This is a genomic window from Moorena sp. SIO3A2, from assembly GCF_010672265.1.
GTDB classification, from domain to species: domain Bacteria; phylum Cyanobacteriota; class Cyanobacteriia; order Cyanobacteriales; family Coleofasciculaceae; genus Moorena; species Moorena producens.
This window is the reverse complement of sequence record NZ_JAAHHC010000007.1, coordinates 288,492-305,575: the sequence shown is the minus strand read 5'-3', so window position 1 is coordinate 305,575 and position 17,084 is coordinate 288,492. Positions and strand designations below refer to the sequence as shown.

At 44.1% G+C, this 17,084-nt stretch carries 15 protein-coding genes and 2 pseudogenes; 14 read left to right on the top strand and 3 right to left on the bottom strand.

Going from position 1 to position 17,084, the window contains the following annotated elements; genetic code table 11:
* Nucleotide 1: 1 nt before the first annotated feature.
* The 3 genes and pseudogenes from F6K64_RS10905 (at nt 2) to F6K64_RS10895 (ending at nt 2,518) form a co-directional block, all read left to right on the top strand.
* Nucleotides 2-505 carry an S-layer family protein gene (locus tag F6K64_RS10905; RefSeq protein ID WP_008186961.1) on the top strand — a complete coding sequence of 168 codons (504 nt, stop codon included), beginning with the start codon at nt 2-4 and terminating at the stop codon, nt 503-505.
* A 403-nt stretch (nt 506-908) separates the two neighbouring features.
* On the top strand, nt 909-1,448 hold the full coding sequence (locus F6K64_RS10900) for a universal stress protein (RefSeq protein WP_008186964.1): 540 nt from the start codon (nt 909-911) through the stop codon (nt 1,446-1,448).
* A 535-nt stretch (nt 1,449-1,983) separates the two neighbouring features.
* A pseudogene (locus tag F6K64_RS10895) lies at nt 1,984-2,518 on the top strand (adenosine-specific kinase).
* An 845-nt stretch (nt 2,519-3,363) separates the two neighbouring features.
* On the opposite strand, the gene F6K64_RS10890 reads toward F6K64_RS10895, so the two are convergent.
* Nucleotides 3,364-3,501, bottom strand: coding sequence for a hypothetical protein (locus F6K64_RS10890; protein ID WP_008186969.1), 138 nt, complete (start codon nt 3,499-3,501; stop codon nt 3,364-3,366).
* Between F6K64_RS10890 and ppsA the strand changes: the two genes are divergently transcribed.
* The 5 genes from ppsA to F6K64_RS10865 all read left to right on the top strand — a co-directional run bounded on the left by ppsA (nt 3,502) and on the right by F6K64_RS10865 (nt 8,315).
* Nucleotides 3,502-6,018 (top strand): phosphoenolpyruvate synthase, encoded by a 2,517-nt coding sequence (gene ppsA / locus F6K64_RS10885; protein ID WP_008186971.1) that lies wholly within the window; start codon nt 3,502-3,504, stop codon nt 6,016-6,018.
* Between the two features lie 753 nt (nt 6,019-6,771).
* Nucleotides 6,772-7,029, top strand: a complete 258-nt coding sequence (locus tag F6K64_RS10880; RefSeq protein WP_008186976.1) for a hypothetical protein — start codon at nt 6,772-6,774, stop codon at nt 7,027-7,029.
* Between the two features lie 82 nt (nt 7,030-7,111).
* The gene (locus F6K64_RS10875) at nt 7,112-7,381 is read left to right on the top strand and encodes a hypothetical protein (RefSeq protein WP_008186977.1); all 270 of its coding nucleotides are present in this window, start codon (nt 7,112-7,114) and stop codon (nt 7,379-7,381) included.
* Between the two features lie 299 nt (nt 7,382-7,680).
* Nucleotides 7,681-7,965, top strand: coding sequence for a hypothetical protein (locus F6K64_RS10870; protein ID WP_008186979.1), 285 nt, complete (start codon nt 7,681-7,683; stop codon nt 7,963-7,965).
* An 86-nt stretch (nt 7,966-8,051) separates the two neighbouring features.
* Nucleotides 8,052-8,315, top strand: a complete 264-nt coding sequence (locus F6K64_RS10865; RefSeq protein ID WP_131827261.1) for a hypothetical protein — start codon at nt 8,052-8,054, stop codon at nt 8,313-8,315.
* A gap of 177 nt (nt 8,316-8,492) precedes the next feature.
* On the opposite strand, the gene F6K64_RS10860 is transcribed toward F6K64_RS10865, so the two are convergent.
* The gene (locus F6K64_RS10860; protein ID WP_154659857.1) at nt 8,493-8,669 is read right to left on the bottom strand and encodes a hypothetical protein; all 177 of its coding nucleotides are present in this window, start codon (nt 8,667-8,669) and stop codon (nt 8,493-8,495) included.
* Between the two features lie 35 nt (nt 8,670-8,704).
* Between F6K64_RS10860 and F6K64_RS10855 the strand changes: the two are divergent.
* Nucleotides 8,705-9,097: pseudogene (locus F6K64_RS10855) on the top strand (zinc ribbon domain-containing protein); the annotation flags it as partial.
* Nucleotides 9,087-11,885, top strand: a complete 2,799-nt coding sequence (locus F6K64_RS10850; RefSeq protein ID WP_008186985.1) for a tetratricopeptide repeat protein — start codon at nt 9,087-9,089, stop codon at nt 11,883-11,885. The pseudogene F6K64_RS10855 and the gene F6K64_RS10850, both read left to right, overlap by 11 nt.
* Nucleotides 11,886-11,910: 25 nt before the next feature.
* Here the strand turns inward: F6K64_RS10850 and F6K64_RS10845 are convergent, their stop codons facing one another.
* A complete protein-coding gene (locus tag F6K64_RS10845; RefSeq protein WP_287248497.1) occupies nt 11,911-12,645 on the bottom strand; it encodes a hypothetical protein in 735 nt (244 codons plus the stop codon).
* A gap of 187 nt (nt 12,646-12,832) precedes the next feature.
* Here F6K64_RS10845 and F6K64_RS10840 point away from each other — a divergent pair, with 187 nt between their 5' ends.
* The 4 genes from F6K64_RS10840 to gor all read left to right on the top strand — a co-directional run bounded on the left by F6K64_RS10840 (nt 12,833) and on the right by gor (nt 16,878).
* Complete coding sequence (locus tag F6K64_RS10840) at nt 12,833-14,224, top strand: NAD-dependent malic enzyme (protein WP_008186990.1); 1,392 nt, start codon at nt 12,833-12,835, stop codon at nt 14,222-14,224.
* Between the two features lie 85 nt (nt 14,225-14,309).
* Nucleotides 14,310-14,639: a YbjQ family protein gene (locus F6K64_RS10835; protein WP_044494012.1), complete on the top strand. Its 330-nt coding sequence runs from the start codon at nt 14,310-14,312 to the stop codon at nt 14,637-14,639.
* A gap of 129 nt (nt 14,640-14,768) precedes the next feature.
* Nucleotides 14,769-15,302 carry a peroxiredoxin gene (locus F6K64_RS10830; RefSeq protein WP_287248494.1) on the top strand — a complete coding sequence of 178 codons (534 nt, stop codon included), beginning with the start codon at nt 14,769-14,771 and terminating at the stop codon, nt 15,300-15,302.
* Nucleotides 15,303-15,531: 229 nt separating this feature from the next.
* Nucleotides 15,532-16,878: a glutathione-disulfide reductase gene (gor, locus tag F6K64_RS10825; protein ID WP_008182520.1), complete on the top strand. Its 1,347-nt coding sequence runs from the start codon at nt 15,532-15,534 to the stop codon at nt 16,876-16,878.
* Nucleotides 16,879-17,084: the final 206 nt, after the last annotated feature.

Below are 17,084 nucleotides of genomic sequence, written 5' to 3'. Positions count from 1 at the left end.
GATGTCTAATGCCTTAGGCATTTTTGGCACTGAATTTCGAGAACAAAAAACCCCAGATAGTGATATTACCGCTTCTTCCCAACTGGGAGCTTCCTTTAGCGGTACTGTGGAAATTAATGCACCTGACCCCGACCCTAGCGCTGCATTATTCCAGCTACCGGAAAATTTTGTTAATCCCAAACTGCTAGTTGCCACTGGTTGCGGTACCGATCTCGGCAATCAATTTACCCAATTTGGGCGGGGTGGCTTACCCACAGACCCCACTAAACCTCTTGTGGGTGAAACCCTGTGGATGGATTTACGGCCATTACCTCGCCACAGAACTCGCCGCCGGAAAAATCCTGATCATGCTGCTAAGCCCAATGCAGTTAACTCACGTCGGTCTAGAATTATTGAAGCTAATCGATGGATTCTTAATAAGGACGGAGTGGTAGAGTTAGTGCCTGATTCACCTCAGTCGAGTCCGTTCATTTCCTGGTTTGAACCTTATTATTGCGTAAGGTAACAGAAATGGGGCAATAACTCTACTTTTCTCTAGTTTTAGGGTTCCTTAATCATTCACCCTAATAATTATCATCTCATTGCTATTTCTAGACCAATACAATAAGTGTTACAAATAGTTAACCAGTATAATATCTGTCAGTAGTTTTTCTATAATTAAATTATAGAACCCTATCACATTGAGTAGCATCTGACTACAGCACTGACTAAACCACTGACTACAATAAATTATTCACTCAACGTCTTCAAGGTCAGGGATTATAGCTTCCAGCGAACCTCAGTATCTTACCCATCTTCCCTATCTTTACCAGACAAGGGCAACCCTTAATTTATTTTCTGGAAGTACTTAAATTCCATGTCTTCGAGCCCCCATTTGAATAATTTGAAGAGACGAGGAAAAACTAATCATGGCTTACAAAAAGATTCTGGTAGCAATGGACCGCTCATCCCAAGCAGAAGCAGTGTTTGAACAGGCTTTAGACCTAGCCGAAAAGGAACAGAGTACTCTGATGCTAGTACACTGCCTTAACTGGGAACCTCAGGAAATGATGACTCCTTACGTAGGTCTTGGCACCATAGCCGATGTAGACGTGTATGGTAGTATCCGAAAGGTTCAGCAAGAAAATCTCCAAAAACACCTTGAGGAAAACAAAGGGTGGCTAAGGAGTTATGCTCAACAGGCAAATGCTGATGGTATCGCTGCCGAAGTATCTTGTCAATTGGCAGATCCGGGTCTAGGAATTTGTGATCTAGCCCAAAAGTGGGGTGCGGATTTAATTGTTCTAGGTCGTCGAGGGCTTGGGGGTTTAAAAGAAATGGTGCTGGGTAGTGTGAGTAACTATGTTGTTCACCATGCTCCTTGCTCAGTGTTGGTAGTTCAAGGGGTAGCAACCCCAAGCATTGAGTTAAGCACTACAGCCACTCCAGTAACTAGAGATACAAAGTAGACATAGACACCCTTGACATTCTAAGGCTTTAGGGATTATGCATTTTTTACATAGATGGCTCAAATAGACTGATTAATCACTAATCATTCTTACTATCACCAGTGGTCTAGTCTCTTTTTGAGAACAGGACTTAGGCAATAACTCTACTAGTAGGGTGCGTTAATAACGCACCCTACTAGTTATAGGTTTTGGAGTCCAGTTTTGTGTAAGTTGTGGGAGTTATTTTGCCGGGAATTTCGCAACAACTGTGGCTTGTTGATGTTAGTTTGCTTGTATAGCAATCCGTGTAGGAATTGTGAGAATTTTGATCCGAAGTTCCCTGTTCCCTTTTCTATATTCATACTTAGGCATTTTTGTCAAGGCTAAGGTCATAATTAGATCTACAGAAGGCCACTTGCCATCAGAAGAAGTATCTATGATGCGGGGATATATTTGGCATTTTGGCAGTTATTTTACTTCGGCTGGGAATATTATATAAGTTTACCGTTTAATTTAGGGTTTTTAGTGTTTAACTAAGGCAGAGAGGTCGGTGGGAATCGAACTGAAAGTGGTTAGCATGGAAATTTCGTCAGGGGGAGTAACATCATCATTGTTAACGCCCACTTTATTAAAACCGTCCTTGACTTATATCAGGTCATGGTCGGAACTTCGACCCAGCTAAAATTTGCCATCACCTTCTGTGAAGCATCTGGCTCATACTTGATCCGAGCTACAGGAAATGATCCGACCCTTAAATCTAATCCAACTCATAATCCTCAAGGGATTGAGCAAAGTTCACCCTGTGCGATTGAGCTTTGCTCACGCTGTGGGAGCGCATCTGGACATAGCTTCCTGATTGTACTCAAAGAAGCATACCCAATCAACTTATTGAATCCTATCCAGCAGTGCCCAGAAGTCTGCCCTATCCATTCTTCCACCCCCCCAATCCGGTAAAGGAAATTGTAGCTGAAACCGAACAAGGGCGTAGCATCAAAGGGGTTATGGATGGGTTTTGACCACAAGGAGTAAAAGGTGCTGAGCAGGTCAAGACACCCAAGGATTTCCTGAGCCAGATCGGCAACAAGCTCTAGTACCAAGTCCAATTAATTACTGTCAAATTAATTACTGCCAAAATAGTCCCTGTATTGTTGAGAATCGATATAGCGGTTTTTAGCCTCATGAGGTACACATATTTTTTTACCTTTTCCCTCTTCTGACTTTACTGCTCCCTACTCCCTGCTCCCTGCTCCCTGCTCCCTAAAACCCCAAAAATTGTACCTTACTAGCTTAAAAAGCGCTATAATATGGGTAATAAGGGAATGGGTGACGGATGATTCTCAACTAGATTAGAAACGATAACGACCCCTTACATTACCCGTAATTAGTACACCTGACCATAAATTTGTGACCAGTTCTTTTGAAGATGAGGGTGTAAAGGGGTGAGGGGGTGATTTGTAGCGATCAGTTATTTCCTTGCCCGTTGCAGCAGAGAAGGGAAATATTAGTATAGATAAATATATGACTATTTTACCCAGCTTTTCTAGCCTATAGCAACTGCCAGAAAAATTATGTAAACTAAAATACAACTGCCAGAGAATTTATGTAAACTAAAATACAAAATTATGGGGAGCTAACCCAAATCATGAAAATTAACAAAAACTCATCCCCTTTTTTATATCTATAAAAAAAATCAATCATTTCTGGCTTATACTTAATCATTTCTGATTTATGTTTAAAAAACCTCTGTGTTGTATATAAAATAAAGTTAAGAAAGATGACCTCCTAAGAGGAAAATTGTCTAAACTAGTAGTATCAGCCCCGATAGAGTAGATAGCTCAATGAAGGGGAGCAATCAATGGCTAGGCTAGAGTTAAGACAATGGCATATTCGTGAACGTTATCATTAGGTAACGTTGAGAGTAGGTGAAGTTGTCTGCCTAAGAGGCTAAGCCTTGAGGTAATGCTAGTTCAGAAACTGCCACAACTTCAGGTGCTTCATCGGACTTTTCACAATCCCATTGAGGCAGAAAACCATTACTACTCCCCTTGGAAGTCAACCTCAGGAGAAGGATCATATGGTCACCACTGCTCCAGAAAAAGCCCCAACATCTGCCAAAGACAAAGCCTTCGTCCTCTGGTTTGAGCAAGTTGGGATTGCCGATATCCCCCTAGTGGGGGGAAAAAATGCCTCTTTGGGGGAAATGATCCGACAACTTACACCAGTAGGAGTTAGAGTACCCAGTGGCTTCGCTACCACAGCCTATGCCTATCGATATTTTATTGAGAAAGCTGGGTTAGAAGCTAAGCTACGCCAGGCATTCTTGGATCTGGATGTGGAAGATGTCAATAACTTGCGGCAACGGGGGATACAAGCGAGAAGCTTAATTCTCAATACCCCATTCCCAGAAGAACTAGCCAATGCGATCGCGCAAGGCTACCAACAACTATGCCAACGCTATGGGAATGATCCCCAGGAATTCTGTGAGCAGTTTGAGCCAGAGGATCGGGACACTTGCCTACAGTCAAATTACAATACAGATGTAGCAGTTCGTTCCAGTGCCACCGCTGAGGACTTACCTGATGCTAGCTTTGCTGGTCAACAGGAAACCTATCTCAACGTCCACGGAGTAAAAGGGGTTTTAGAAGCCTGTCACAAATGCTTTGCTTCCCTTTTTACCAACCGCGCCATCTCCTATCGAACTGTTAAAGGTTTTGACCATTTTGATGTCGCTATCTCTGTCGGTGTGCAGAAAATGGTGCGCTCAGACCTAGCGTCATCTGGTGTGATGTTCTCCATTGACACCGAAACCGGATTTAAAAATGCGGCTTTAGTAACGGCGGCTTACGGTTTGGGTGAAAACGTTGTCCAAGGAGCAGTCAATCCTGATGAATACCTGGTGTTCAAGCCGACTCTCCAAGAGGGGTATCGCCCTATCCTAGACAAACGTCTAGGCAGCAAAGAAGTCAAAATGGTCTATGATGACGGCGGTAAACTGACGAAAAATATCTCAGTTCCGCCATCAGAACGGGGAAAATACGCGATCAATGATGAGGAAATTCTCACCCTAACCAAGTGGGCTAGCATCATTGAAGACCACTATTCCCAGGTGCGGGGTAGCTACACCCCCATGGACATTGAGTGGGCTAAAGACGGGAAAACCGGTGAACTCTTTATTGTTCAAGCCCGTCCGGAAACTGTACAATCCCAGAAATCTGCCAATGTTATTTGTCATTATCAACTCAAAGGCGATGTAGAGACATTGCAAGCAACGCCTGTGCTAGCCACCGGTCGCGCTGTCGGTGAAATGATTGGTCAAGGCAAAGCAAGGGTAATTCTGGATGTTAACAAGATTGACCGTTTCCAAGCCAAAGAGGTCTTGGTCACGGACAAGACAGATCCGGATTGGGAACCTATCATGAAGAGAGCGAGTGCTATCGTAACTAACCAAGGAGGTCGCACTTGTCACGCTGCCATCATTGCCCGTGAGATGGGTATCCCCGCGATTGTGGGTTGTGGCAATGCCACTAACCAATTGAAGACAGGCCAACCAGTGACAGTTTCCTGTGCAGAAGGAGATGAAGGCAAGGTTTATCAAGGGTTGCTGCCCTTTGAGGTGCAAGAAACCCCCCTTGACAACCTACCGCGCACCCGCACCAAAATCATGATGAATGTGGGGAACCCAGAGAAAGCCTTTAGTCTGTCTTTTCTTCCCTGCGATGGGGTGGGGTTAGCCCGGTTTGAGTTCATCATTGCCAATCACATTAAGGCACACCCGATGGCGTTGATTCACTTCGATAAACTCGAAGATCCATCGGTCAAGGAAGAAATTGCTCAGCTGACAGCATTGTATGAGCATAAACCTGACTTCTTTGTGGATAAACTAGCCAACGGGATTAGCATCATTGCTGCTGCTTTCTATCCCAAACCAGTTATCGTCAGGATGTCAGATTTCAAGAGTAACGAATACGCCAATCTCTTGGGGGGTCAACAGTTTGAACCCAGGGAAGAGAACCCGATGCTAGGATGGCGAGGGGCGTCTCGTTACTGTGATGAAATCTACCGGGAAGCCTATGGTTTGGAATGTAAGGCACTCAAACGGGTACGGGATGAGATGGGACTCACAAACGTTATCCCCATGATTCCCTTCTGTCGCACCCCTGATGAAGGTCGCCGGGTGCTGGCGGAAATGGAAAAACATGGCTTGAAGCGAGGAGACAATGGGTTACAAGTCTATGTGATGTGTGAAATCCCCAGTAACGTCATCCTAGCCGACGAGTATAGCCAAATCTTTGACGGCTTCTCCATTGGTTCTAATGACCTGACTCAATTAACCCTAGGCTTAGACCGTGACTCTGCGTTAGTTGCCCATATCTTTGACGAACGCAACGAAGCAGTGAAACAGATGGTGCGGATGGTGATAGAAAAAGCCAAGAAAAATGGTCGCAAGATTGGTATCTGTGGTCAAGCACCAAGTGACTATCCCGAATTTGCCTGCTTCCTAGTGGAGTTAGGAATTGATTCGATCAGCTTGAACCCTGACTCGGTACTCAAGACACTTCTGGATATCGCCAAGGTAGAAGGAGTAAATTAGTGTCCCGGTGTTAGGTGTTAAGAGTGTTAGGTATTAAGAAATCTACATTACACCTAACCAAATACCTCAATCTTTTCCCCCATAGAGATGACTGGAATCTTGTCGCATTTAGGGGCAAGTTGCAGCTAGCTTCTAGGTTCAAAACGCCAACGATGCCGAGTTTGGTGCTTGATGTCGCCGAGTTCTTGATCAACAATCCCAGATCATCTTGGAGGAAGGATGAGTTAATAGCAAGAAATTCTCATGTAATTTCAAATCAAAAATTACATTACAAAACTTTAAGATACGCCAGGGGCGAGGGTGATTAACTGGTCCGAAACCATAGAAAACCCTTGGCTAACCATAAACTTGACGTTTCATCAAGAGTTGTTTGTTTAAGAAATATAAAATAGGAGGAATTGGGGATGATAGCTCCAGAGAAATATAAATAAAATCTAAAGATTAGAAAATAAATCAAGAATGGGTAATTAAATAGAACAAATTCCACCATTTTTGATTTTTCAAAATTTATCAAATGTAGATGAGCTGAAATCACTAGTTTTATTGCTGTCAGCTCAAGGATAAAACCATGCTAGCCACAACTATGGGAGAAACCACCCCTTGTGGTATGGCTAATCAGGCTGTCTTCAATGGCACAGCCTAGGGTAAACAGGATCCACAGACAGCAGTTGAACTAGTGCAAGTAGGCCATAGGTATAAAAGGGTGCATTTTTAGACAATTTTTTTTCGAACCATACTATAAAGGGTGTTGACATGCTAACAACAATTAACGAAACCATCAAACCAACCTTTGCCGTAGTCTGGCAAACGCTCTCATCTGTGCTCGTTGGGATTGCCCATAATCTCCAAGCTATAAAAACCAGGTTTTCAGGCATCTTTTTTAATGAGGTCAACCTAGATGTGATATCTGAGGAAGACAATTGTGAACCCAACCCAGTCATAAAGGTATCAATGTTGACTAATGCTGGCTTGGGCAGTGTGCCGTACTACTGCTTCTTTTGGAAAGGTTGAACCAGTGCAAGTAGGCCATGGGTATTAAAGGGTGCATTTTTAGACAATTTTTTTTTCAATCTATACTATAAAGGGTGTTGACATGCTAACAACAATTAACGAAACCATCAAACCAACCTTTGCCGTAGTCTGGCAAACGCTGTTATCTGTGCTCGTTGGGATTGCCCATAATTTCCAAGCTATCAAAAGCCTGGTTTCAGGCATCTTCTTTAACCAGGCCAACCTAGATGTGATATCTGAGGAAGACAATTGTGAACCCAACCCAGTCATAAAGGTATCAATTTTGACTAATGCTGGCTTGGGGAGTGTACCGTACTACTGCTTCTTGTGGGAAGAACGTAGATTGTACTGATTCCACCTAGTCCAGGCTGGCAGAAATAAGTCACCACTTTCATCTACAAAGGTCGGAGCTGGTCCTACACGCTTATTTCCGTGTCCCCTGTACTAGTACTAAGTTTCCTTGACAGTATACTACATTAAACCAATTAACGAGAATCCCTGCCTTCTGAAGGTAGGGATTCTCGTTAATTGGTGGATGAATTGCACATCAATTTCATCTGGCCATCTCCCGATCTGGCCATCCTCACTTGGGTAGGTTTTTTACCTAGCAGGGCGAGTACGTACTGGCATTGGGAATAAATTTCGCAAAATATGTGGGATTTTCTACCAGAATTTCCACCGATTACCGACCCATCTCCCCATATTCCCCGACTGGTCGGGGTAATGGACCGGTCCGAAATACAGATTACCCATTACCGATTAGCCATTACCCATTACCGATTAGCCATTACCCATTACCTATTACCTATTACCTATTACCTATTACCTATTACCTATTACCTATTACCTATTACCTATCTCCAAAGTAAAAAACCTACCCTTGTCAGATCTGGCCATCTCCCGATCTGGCCATCTGCATCTGTAGTGCTACTTTGAAGACTTGCTATAGCTTGGATAGCGCCATAGCTGATTAGGCGGTAAGCTGAGAAGGAGCTGTTGGTTTAACCAACAGTGTGTTAACTGTGGTCTACGGATTGGTCTACGGATTTGAAAACTGCGATCAAACGGCATTAACCCTTTCAGTCATGGACCAATTACTAAATCTCAGCAAACTTGATCAAATCTGGTTTTTACTGAGTCTTCAGATTGGTCAAGCTCACCTCTGTTGGTACGCTTTCACGCTTGTCGGGAAACCCGACCGGGGTCGCACCGCAAATGGTAAACGCTATCAAGGTCACGATACCCTGGGGTGCGAGCCAGCTTCAGGCTCTATCGCTTCTGATTAAACAGGTGATGAATTAAATTAGTGAAGCCAGTGTCAGGAGGTGGCAAACTAGAAGAAATGGATTTAACAAATCCGGGGAGGCAAGAGTGGTTTCGTCTCTGGGACGAAATTCCCCATTCTTCAAAAAGGTGGGGATGGATACTCCCCCTCAAGAGTTGTCAAAGCGTGTTATTTGGCACTAATTTAGTATTGGTTGTTGACCCGCCTGACTGTCTCGGAACAGATCACCGTTCGTAGCGGTAAGACGCTTGGTACAAAAAGAGCAGAGTTCAGGGAAGACTCTTGCCCCAGCTGGTTGACCATTGTTGTCATACCAAGGTGAGAGTGGCGAGTTGAGTTTAGGACTGTGGGACACGGTTCTGAGCCTGTGGAGGGACAGTAAAACCAAAAGGATTGGCCAGGGGTATGCTGGGTAAGCACTGTTTAGATGCAGGATGGGGTCAGTTTTTCCAAATACTAGAGCAGTGCTGCTTTAAACGTGGAGTTTACTTCCAAAAAGTAGACTCTAAAAAGACTAGCCAAATTTGCCCCAATTGTTTAACTGAAACTGGCAAAAAGACCTTGGCTGAGCGTGTCCATCATTGTGAAAATTGCGGTTATACCACAGATAGAGATGTGGCAGCCGCTCAAGTAGTCTGCCTACGTGGGCTTGCAGCCGTGGGACACACGGTCAAGATGCTTTCTGAGGGCAAGTTCGTCGGAATCCCTGGGAAGAAAGAATTCCCGCGCCTTAAGGCCCGGGGAGTGTCAACAACAGAGAAAGGACGTTCTGATGAAGCGTAAAAATCAAGACATGTTAGCACTGGTGTGGCGAAGCACTATTGTTTTGTCATTTTTCCTGTTGCCTGTTGGCCTTGGCAGTGCCCAATCCATCGAACCTGACCCACCAAAACAGATAGTCGCTCAGGGCTCAAGTCAAAAGCCAGTTCAAACTGACGCTAATCTTAGCTTTAAGCGGGTGACGCTCCTGTCTAATGTTTTGCTGATTGTGCTGGTGACTCTGGTACTGCTACTGGTGGCCGCGATCGCAGCGTTGTGGCTGCTAAGAAGGTCTGTGATTCGTGAGGTTGCGCAAATCGTGAGAGCTCACCTCAATGAAATGACTGACTTGGAAGATAGGATTGCCAGTGCTAATAAAAATGTTCAAAGTATCCTAGAAAAAACTGAAGAGATTGCCTTGGAGCTAGATCAGCAGGCGGCAGAGTTTAAACAAGACCTAAGTTTTAAACGAGAAAATCTATCTAAGCTGCTATCGAAATTGTCTCAGTCCCAGCAACAGGCATTAACGACAATCAAGACGCAAAAAACCGATACTCAACAAGAGCTAGAACAATTAGAGACTGACTTGGCATCAAGACTGTCTAAACTCGAGCAAGACGCTACAAAGCAACGGGATAGTTTTCTGAAGTATCTAGAAAACTTAAGCGCTGAGTTTGCCCCCCAATTATCTGAACTCAAGGGGGATGTGCAAGCCCAGAAAGAGACAATACTGAAGAAACTGAATCAATTAGAGACTGAGTTTGGCTCCGAACTGTCTGCTCTTAAGGAAACTGCGGCAAACCAAAAGGACTTAACTTTAAAAGATTTAGAAAAATTAGGGGCTGAATTTACTCCTGAATTATCGAAAATCCAGGCGGATGTGCAAGCCCAGAAAGAGATAATACTGAAGAAACTGAACCAATCAGAGACTGAGTTTGGCTCCGAACTGTCTGACTTGAAAGCCAAGACTCAAAAACAAAGCAAAGATTACCTGCAAACCATAGAAAAATCAAGTGCTGACTTTGCTCCTCAACTATCTGAACTTCAGGGGAATGTACAAGAACATAAGGATAAAGTCCTGCAGCAACTAAATCAATCAGAGTCTGAGTTTGCTGTTGAACTGTCTGAGCTTAAGGCAAAGGCTGATCAAGAAAGGAACAGTTACCTCAAGAATCTAGAAAAACTCACCTCTGATTTTGCTCCTCAACTATCTTTACTCAAAGCCAATGTCCAAGGGCATCAAGATAAAGTATTGGATAAACTGAACCAATCAGAGACAGAGTTTGCCTCAAAATTGTCTGAACTTGAAGCCAAGGCTCAACAGCAACGGGATTTAATACTAGAAAATCTAAAAAAGCTAGAGACAGAGTTTACTCCTCAGCTATCTGACATTAAGGTGGATGCTGAACAAAAAGCTCAACATAAAATCGATTTAGCTCTTCAGAAGCTAGAGCAATTAGGAAATGACATTACTGAACAACTTTCAAAATCCCAGTCGAAGATTGAAGTGCAAATTGATAAGAATCTCCAGCATCTGAAAGAGCTAGAGGCTAACTTAAACACTGAAGTTTATGACTCTCAATCAGGAATTAAAACCCAGAAGGCTCAGACCATTCAGAGTCTGGAAAAATTAGAAACAGAGGCTAAAACTCAACTTTATGATTTACAGTCGGACATTCAAAATCGAAAAGATATAATCCTTCAAAATCTGGACAAATTGGAAACAACCTTGGCTGCTCAGCTGTCTGAGGTCGAATCTGATGCTCAAACCGAGAAGGATAAGATTCTACAACAACTAGCAGAGATTTCCCCAACATCCATTGCAGAAGCTGCTCTGTCTGAAGTGCTGCAAAACACTCAAACTCTGACAGAACAATTAGAACGCCTCAAATCTAACCATCCTAAGTTGTTCTTGAATCCAGATGACTATGTGAATCAGGGCAATACTCTATTCTCTCAAGGGCAGTATCAAGATGCGATCGCTTCCTATGATCAAGTTCTTGACCTTCAACCGAATAACCCTGATATTTGGTACCAGCGAGGTATGGCATTATGGGAACTACAGCAGTATCAAGATGCGATCGCTTCCTATGACAAAGTAATTGAAATCAAGCCAGATGACCCAGATAGCTGGTATCAAAGAGGCCTGGCTTTAATGGAACTGCGGCGGTATGAAGGAGCAGTGGTTGCTTTTAATAAGGTGGTTAAATTCAAACCAGACCACTACAAAGCCTGGTTAAACCGGGGCATGACCCTAAGACGGTTGAGACGCTACGAAGATGCGATCGCTTCCTATGACAAAGCCCTAGAAATTCAGCCAAATTATCATCAAGCTTGGGTTGACCGAGGAGTCGCACTGGGAATGCTACAAAAGCATGAAGAGGCCTTTGGCTCCTTCGACCAAGCTGTTCAAGTTCAGCCAGATAATACAGTAGCCTGGTTGAATCGAGGCATGGCTCTAGATGTATTAGAAAGATACCAAGAAGCTGTTGCCTCTTTTGACAAGGCTATTGAATTAAATTCCGACTCCCATAAAGCCTGGAATTACAGAGGTTCTACCTTAGTCAAGCTAGAACAGAATGATCAGGCATTGGAAAGCATTAATCGGGCTTTGGAGATTCAACCTGAGTATGCTGCTGGTTATTATAACAAAGCAATAGTTTATTCTTCCCAGGGTCGAGTAACCTTAGCTGTGGAAAACCTAGAGCAGGCGATTGAGCTAAATCCAAGGTATCGGGAAGAAGCCAGTAATGATCCGGATTTTGAGGCTATTTCAGACGATGATCGCTTCTGGCAGTTGATTGGAGGCTAGAATGCTTTTGCTCTCCTGGGTCACCTTAGCCCAGAAGAGCAAACGATAGAAGCTGCTGCCAAATCGGTGCTAGAGTTGCCTTGACTATTATATCTGCAACCACAAAGCCAATACCAATCAGGAGATAGCGTTGAGGAAAGGGATGCTGGGAATTTGATCTGGTGATTTTAGCAACGAGATTAAGTCCCAAAGCAGTTAGAGCCACTCCGGTACAGATAAATCCCACCACTCGCAGCACAGACCAGGGCGGCCATCCCACTAGGGCAGCTAGCCACGGATTGACACTGATCTGTACTAGCTGTGCTACGTAGAAATTCATGTAATTGAGCAAGTAAGTTCCCAGCACTAGCGCTGCACTTCCAAAAGTCACTAGGGATAGAAAGCAAAAAACTGTGTACTGTTGGACATGATCTGGCAGAAACAAACGTAGGGATCCTTCTGTTCCTTCTCCTGTACGAATCCAAAGAAGCTGCTCTTCGATGTAGTCAGAGCCATTTAGGATTACCTGAGCTGCGGTTTCTGGAGCCAATGCGGTTCCAATCCCAACCGCAAGACTTTGAAACAATGCCCAAAGCAGCATCCACCCTAGGGCCCTCATGTATTGACGGTGACGAACGTGAAACAAAAAGATCGGATAGGGTACTGCTGCTCCTAAAATTGGCACCAGCCAGGGCACGCCGAAAACGAAACTGGCAATCGTTGCCAGAATAGCACCGATGGCAAGAAAGCTTGCAGTCAGTAGTGGTTTATTAATAATCAATTGACAGTTTTTCCATCTTAAATGATTATCATTACTAGGGATGGCATAGTTGATTTTTTGGAGGTCCCTAAATTATTCCTATCCCATGCTTGCGATCAACTATGAACTAAAGTCTAGTTTAGTCTAGATTGAAATAGCAGGAAATCAGCTTGCGCCAAGATATTTCTAGAATCCCAGATCATACAGCATGGTAGACCTGACCCCAAATCCTAGTTTCAGTTTGACTATTTGCTTAACATACCCCAACCGTGCCGGGATGTTAGCCAGCGTAACTCAAGCGATCGCGTCTGTTGGCGGTCACTTGGGAGAAATTATGGTGGTGGAGAAAACTCGGAAAATTGCTACTCGCGAGATTACCGTAGATGCAGCTAGCACTGAACAGGCTGAACAGATTGTACAAGCGGTTAAGGAAGTGCCCGATGTCCAAATCCTAAATGTCTATGACCGTACCTTCAACCTCCATCGTGGTGGCAAAATCAGTGTAAACAGCAAAATCCCCCTTAAGCATCAATCTGAATTGGCTATGGCTTACACTCCTGGTGTGGGTCGGATTTGTAAAGCGATCGCATCTGACCCACAACAGGTCTACTCCCTTACCATTAAAAGCAACATGGTTGCTGTGGTCACCGATGGCAGTGCAGTGTTGGGGTTGGGTAACTTAGGGCCAGAAGCCGCTTTGCCAGTGATGGAAGGTAAAGCAATGCTGTTCAAAGAGTTTGCTGGTATTGATGCTTTTCCTATCTGCCTAGCTACCCAAGATACGGATCAGATCGTAGAAACCGTTAAAACTATCGCGCCGGTTTTTGGTGGTATTAACTTAGAAGATATCAGTGCTCCCCGTTGCTTTGATATTGAAGCCAGACTGCGGCAGGAGTTAGATATTCCAGTCTTTCACGATGACCAGAATGGTACCGCTATTGTCACCCTTGCTGCCTTGACCAATGCCCTCAAGCTAGTCAAGAAATCCCTAGAAGAGGTAAGAATTGTTATTAATGGAGCGGGCGCTGCCGGTATGGCAATTGCCCGGTTACTCCGTAAAGCTGGTGCAGGTGTAATTTGGATATGCGACTCCCAAGGCATTATTTCCACTAAACGCCCTAACTTGACTGAGCAAAAGCAAGAATTTGCTGTGGATGCTTCGGGTACTCTGGCTGGTGCCATTGGCAATGCTGATGTGTTTATTGGGGTGAGTGTACCTGGGGTTCTCACCCCAGACATGGTCAGGTCGATGGCAAACAAGCCCATTGTCATGGCTATGGCTAATCCTATCCCGGAAATTCAGCCAGAATTGGTAGTAGATGATGTAGCAGTAATGGCTACAGGTCGTAGTGACTATCCGAATCAGATTAATAATGTTCTGGCTTTTCCAGGGGTTTTTCGTGGCGCTATAGATTGTCGGGCGTCAACCATTACCGTGAATATGTGTCTCGAAGCAGCTTTTGCGATCGCATCCCTGATTAATCCCAGTGATTTAGATCGAGAACATATCATTCCTTCAGTATTTGATGAGCGAGTTGCTCCTGCGGTTGCTGCGGCGGTGCAAAGGGCAGCACGTCAGGATGGTGTAGCATGCCATTAAGTAATTATATTTAGATAATTCCATGATTTAGCCGTAGAAATTAGCTATTCTGGTGGCATTTGATCCATTTTTTGAGGCAGGACTGATGATTGTAACCACTACTGATGTTATTCAAGGTGCGATTGTTGAAGAGTATTTGGGCATTGTCACTGCTGAGGTGGTTTACGGCACCAATGCACTGCGGGATTTCTTTGCCGGTATTCGAGATTTAATTGGGGGACGTACTGGCAGTTATGAAAAAGTCTTTGAAAGAGGACACCAAGAAGCCCTCCAAGAATTGAAACAACGTGCCTCACAACTAGGAGCAGATGCTGTGATTGGCATTGGTATGGATACTGGAACAATTAACGTTGATGAAAAGGGGGTGCTGCTACTCATTACCGCCACTGGCACAGCCATCAAATTAAGGAATTAAGGGTTGCTTGACAGTTGACGGGTACCCGTCAACTGTTGTTTAACTAAATCTGCTAAATTTCCTTGACAACTCATACTCGTTACGACTACGATTAAATAGTAACAATCATAAAGGAATGAGTAAGACAAGATGGTTATCAATCAAGTACCCGACGTAGTATTTAAGACCAGAGTCAGAGATGAGTCAGTTCCTGGACCCAATCCCTTCCGCTGGCAAGACCGGACTACACAGGAAATTTTTGGCGGTAAGCGTATCGTGCTATTTTCCCTTCCTGGTGCCTTCACACCCACCTGTTCATCAACCCACTTACCCCGCTATGAAGAACTCTATGATGAGATCAAAGCACAAGGGGTTGATCAAGTGATCTGCTTATCGGTCAACGATGCCTTCGTGATGTTCCAGTGGGGCAAACAGCAAGGGGTTCAGAATATCTTCTTGCTACCCGATGGTAATGGGGAATTCACCCGCAAAATGGGGATGTTGGTAGAAAAAGATAATCTCGGTTTTGGTATGCGTTCTTGGCGCTACTCTATGGTGGTAGATGACGGCAAGATTGAAAAAATGTTTGTAGAACCAGGCTATGCAGATAACTGCCCTACCGATCCCTTCGAGGTCTCAGATGCAGATACAATGCTGGCATACTTGAAGTCAGCTAAAAAGTAACATCCCTCCGACCTTACTTAAAGCTTTATCAGTAGAGGCGTTACCGGCAATGCCTCTACTGTTTTCAGTTTGGTGTGTAAGTCCTGATCATCGTGGATTGACTTGAGAGTGATACAACAATAATTACCTTGGGCGATCAGTAAAATTTTCCCTCCGACAGCTATTGCTTTTATATACCAAGAATCAGTAATCTTTCAACCGAATAGTAATTCAGAAGTTTGGGAGAGTCATGAGCTACGATTTTGATTTATTCGTTATTGGTGCAGGTTCCGGAGGAATTGCTACAGCTAGACGAGCCGCAGAATATGGGGCAAAAGTAGGCATTGCAGAATTTGACCGTTTAGGTGGAACTTGCGTAAATCGTGGCTGCATTCCTAAGAAGCTGATGGTTTATGCCTCCCATTTTCCTGATCAATTTGAAGAGGCACAGGGATATGGCTGGAGTAAGGTACACAGTACCCTCGACTGGACAACAATGATCACAGCAGTCAATCAGGAAACAGAACGCCTCAATAGCATTTACCAACGTATGTTGGATAAGTCCAAAGTGGAACTGTTTCAGGGTTATGCTAAGTTCGCGGATTCCCACACCATAGACATTGGCGGACGCAAAGTAACTGCACACAAAATCTTGATTGCAGTGGGAGCACATCCGGTCAAGCCCGATATTCCTGGCATTGAACACGCGATTACCTCTGATGATATTTTCCACCTCAAGGAACAACCGAAGCGGATCGTGATTCTTGGGGGTGGCTATATTGGTGTCGAGTTTGCCTGTATTCTCAATGGTTTAGGCTCTGAAGTGACAGTGGTTATTCGTCGTGATCAGATTTTACGGGGATTTGATGCTGAAATCGGTTCTGAGATTCAACAAGCCATGGAGAAGCATGGGATCCGGGTGCTAAATAACAGTAGGATCATCGCTATTGAAAAGACATCAGCTGGTCTGAATGTAACGGTACAAGGAGAATCACAAACAAGTATAATTGCTGATGCTGTCAGTTTAGCTGCTACAGGTCGTATACCCAATATCCAGAATCTAGGTTTAGAGAATACTGGAGTAGCAATTGAAAATGGTGCGATCGCAGTCGATAAGTACAGTCTTACCACAGAAGATCATATCTTTGCCGTAGGGGATTGTACTAACCGCATGAACTTAACTCCTGTTGCGATTAATGAAGGTCGTGCCTTTGCCGATACCGTATTTGGTGGCAAATCCCGGATCATGAGCTACGAGAATGTTCCAACCGCAATTTTTACCACACCCGAAGCAGCTACTGTTGGTCTAAGTGAGGCCGAAGCACGAGATAAATATGGGGATGCGGTAAAAGTCTATCGTTCTCGGTTCAGACCGATGTACTACACCCTACCCGGTCGGGATGAAAAAACCCTGATGAAGTTAGTGGTTGACCAAAACACTGACAAAGTCTTGGGTGCTCATATGGTAGGAGACCATGCAGCAGAGATTATTCAAGGAATTGCGATCGCATTGAAAACCGGAGCTACCAAAGCTAACTTTGATGCTACTGTTGGAATTCATCCCAGTTCTGCAGAAGAGTTTGTCACAATGCGCTAAGGGACTCAAAAAGTTTTTTAAATACAGTTGTAACTAGGGTGTGAACACACGCCCTAGTTTCGTACTATAGCGCTTTCAAATCAAATCTGAAAATTTATAGCAATTCAATTCACGAATGCTGCAAACCCGGTATTGTTACTAAGTGCTTAAATACTTTAAGTTCTCAAGATCAACACTACTGAATCAGAATAAATCCTAAAAAAGCC

Bases quoted from the DNA above. Each gene is read 5' to 3' on its own strand.
- F6K64_RS10840 (WP_008186990.1), top strand. From the start codon at position 12,833: ATGGTAGACCTGACCCCAAATCCTAGTTTCAGTTTGACTATTTGCTTA.
- F6K64_RS10875 (WP_008186977.1), top strand. From the start codon at position 7,112: ATGCTAACAACAATTAACGAAACCATCAAACCAACCTTTGCCGTAGTC.
- F6K64_RS10870 (WP_008186979.1), top strand. From the start codon at position 7,681: ATGTGGGATTTTCTACCAGAATTTCCACCGATTACCGACCCATCTCCC.
- F6K64_RS10880 (WP_008186976.1), top strand. From the start codon at position 6,772: ATGCTAACAACAATTAACGAAACCATCAAACCAACCTTTGCCGTAGTC.
- F6K64_RS10890 (WP_008186969.1), bottom strand. From the start codon at position 3,501: ATGATCCTTCTCCTGAGGTTGACTTCCAAGGGGAGTAGTAATGGTTTT.
- F6K64_RS10850 (WP_008186985.1), top strand. From the start codon at position 9,087: ATGAAGCGTAAAAATCAAGACATGTTAGCACTGGTGTGGCGAAGCACT.
- gor (WP_008182520.1), top strand. From the start codon at position 15,532: ATGAGCTACGATTTTGATTTATTCGTTATTGGTGCAGGTTCCGGAGGA.
- F6K64_RS10835 (WP_044494012.1), top strand. From the start codon at position 14,310: ATGATTGTAACCACTACTGATGTTATTCAAGGTGCGATTGTTGAAGAG.
- F6K64_RS10905 (WP_008186961.1), top strand. From the start codon at position 2: ATGTCTAATGCCTTAGGCATTTTTGGCACTGAATTTCGAGAACAAAAA.
- ppsA (WP_008186971.1), top strand. From the start codon at position 3,502: ATGGTCACCACTGCTCCAGAAAAAGCCCCAACATCTGCCAAAGACAAA.
- F6K64_RS10830 (WP_287248494.1), top strand. From the start codon at position 14,769: ATGGTTATCAATCAAGTACCCGACGTAGTATTTAAGACCAGAGTCAGA.
- F6K64_RS10900 (WP_008186964.1), top strand. From the start codon at position 909: ATGGCTTACAAAAAGATTCTGGTAGCAATGGACCGCTCATCCCAAGCA.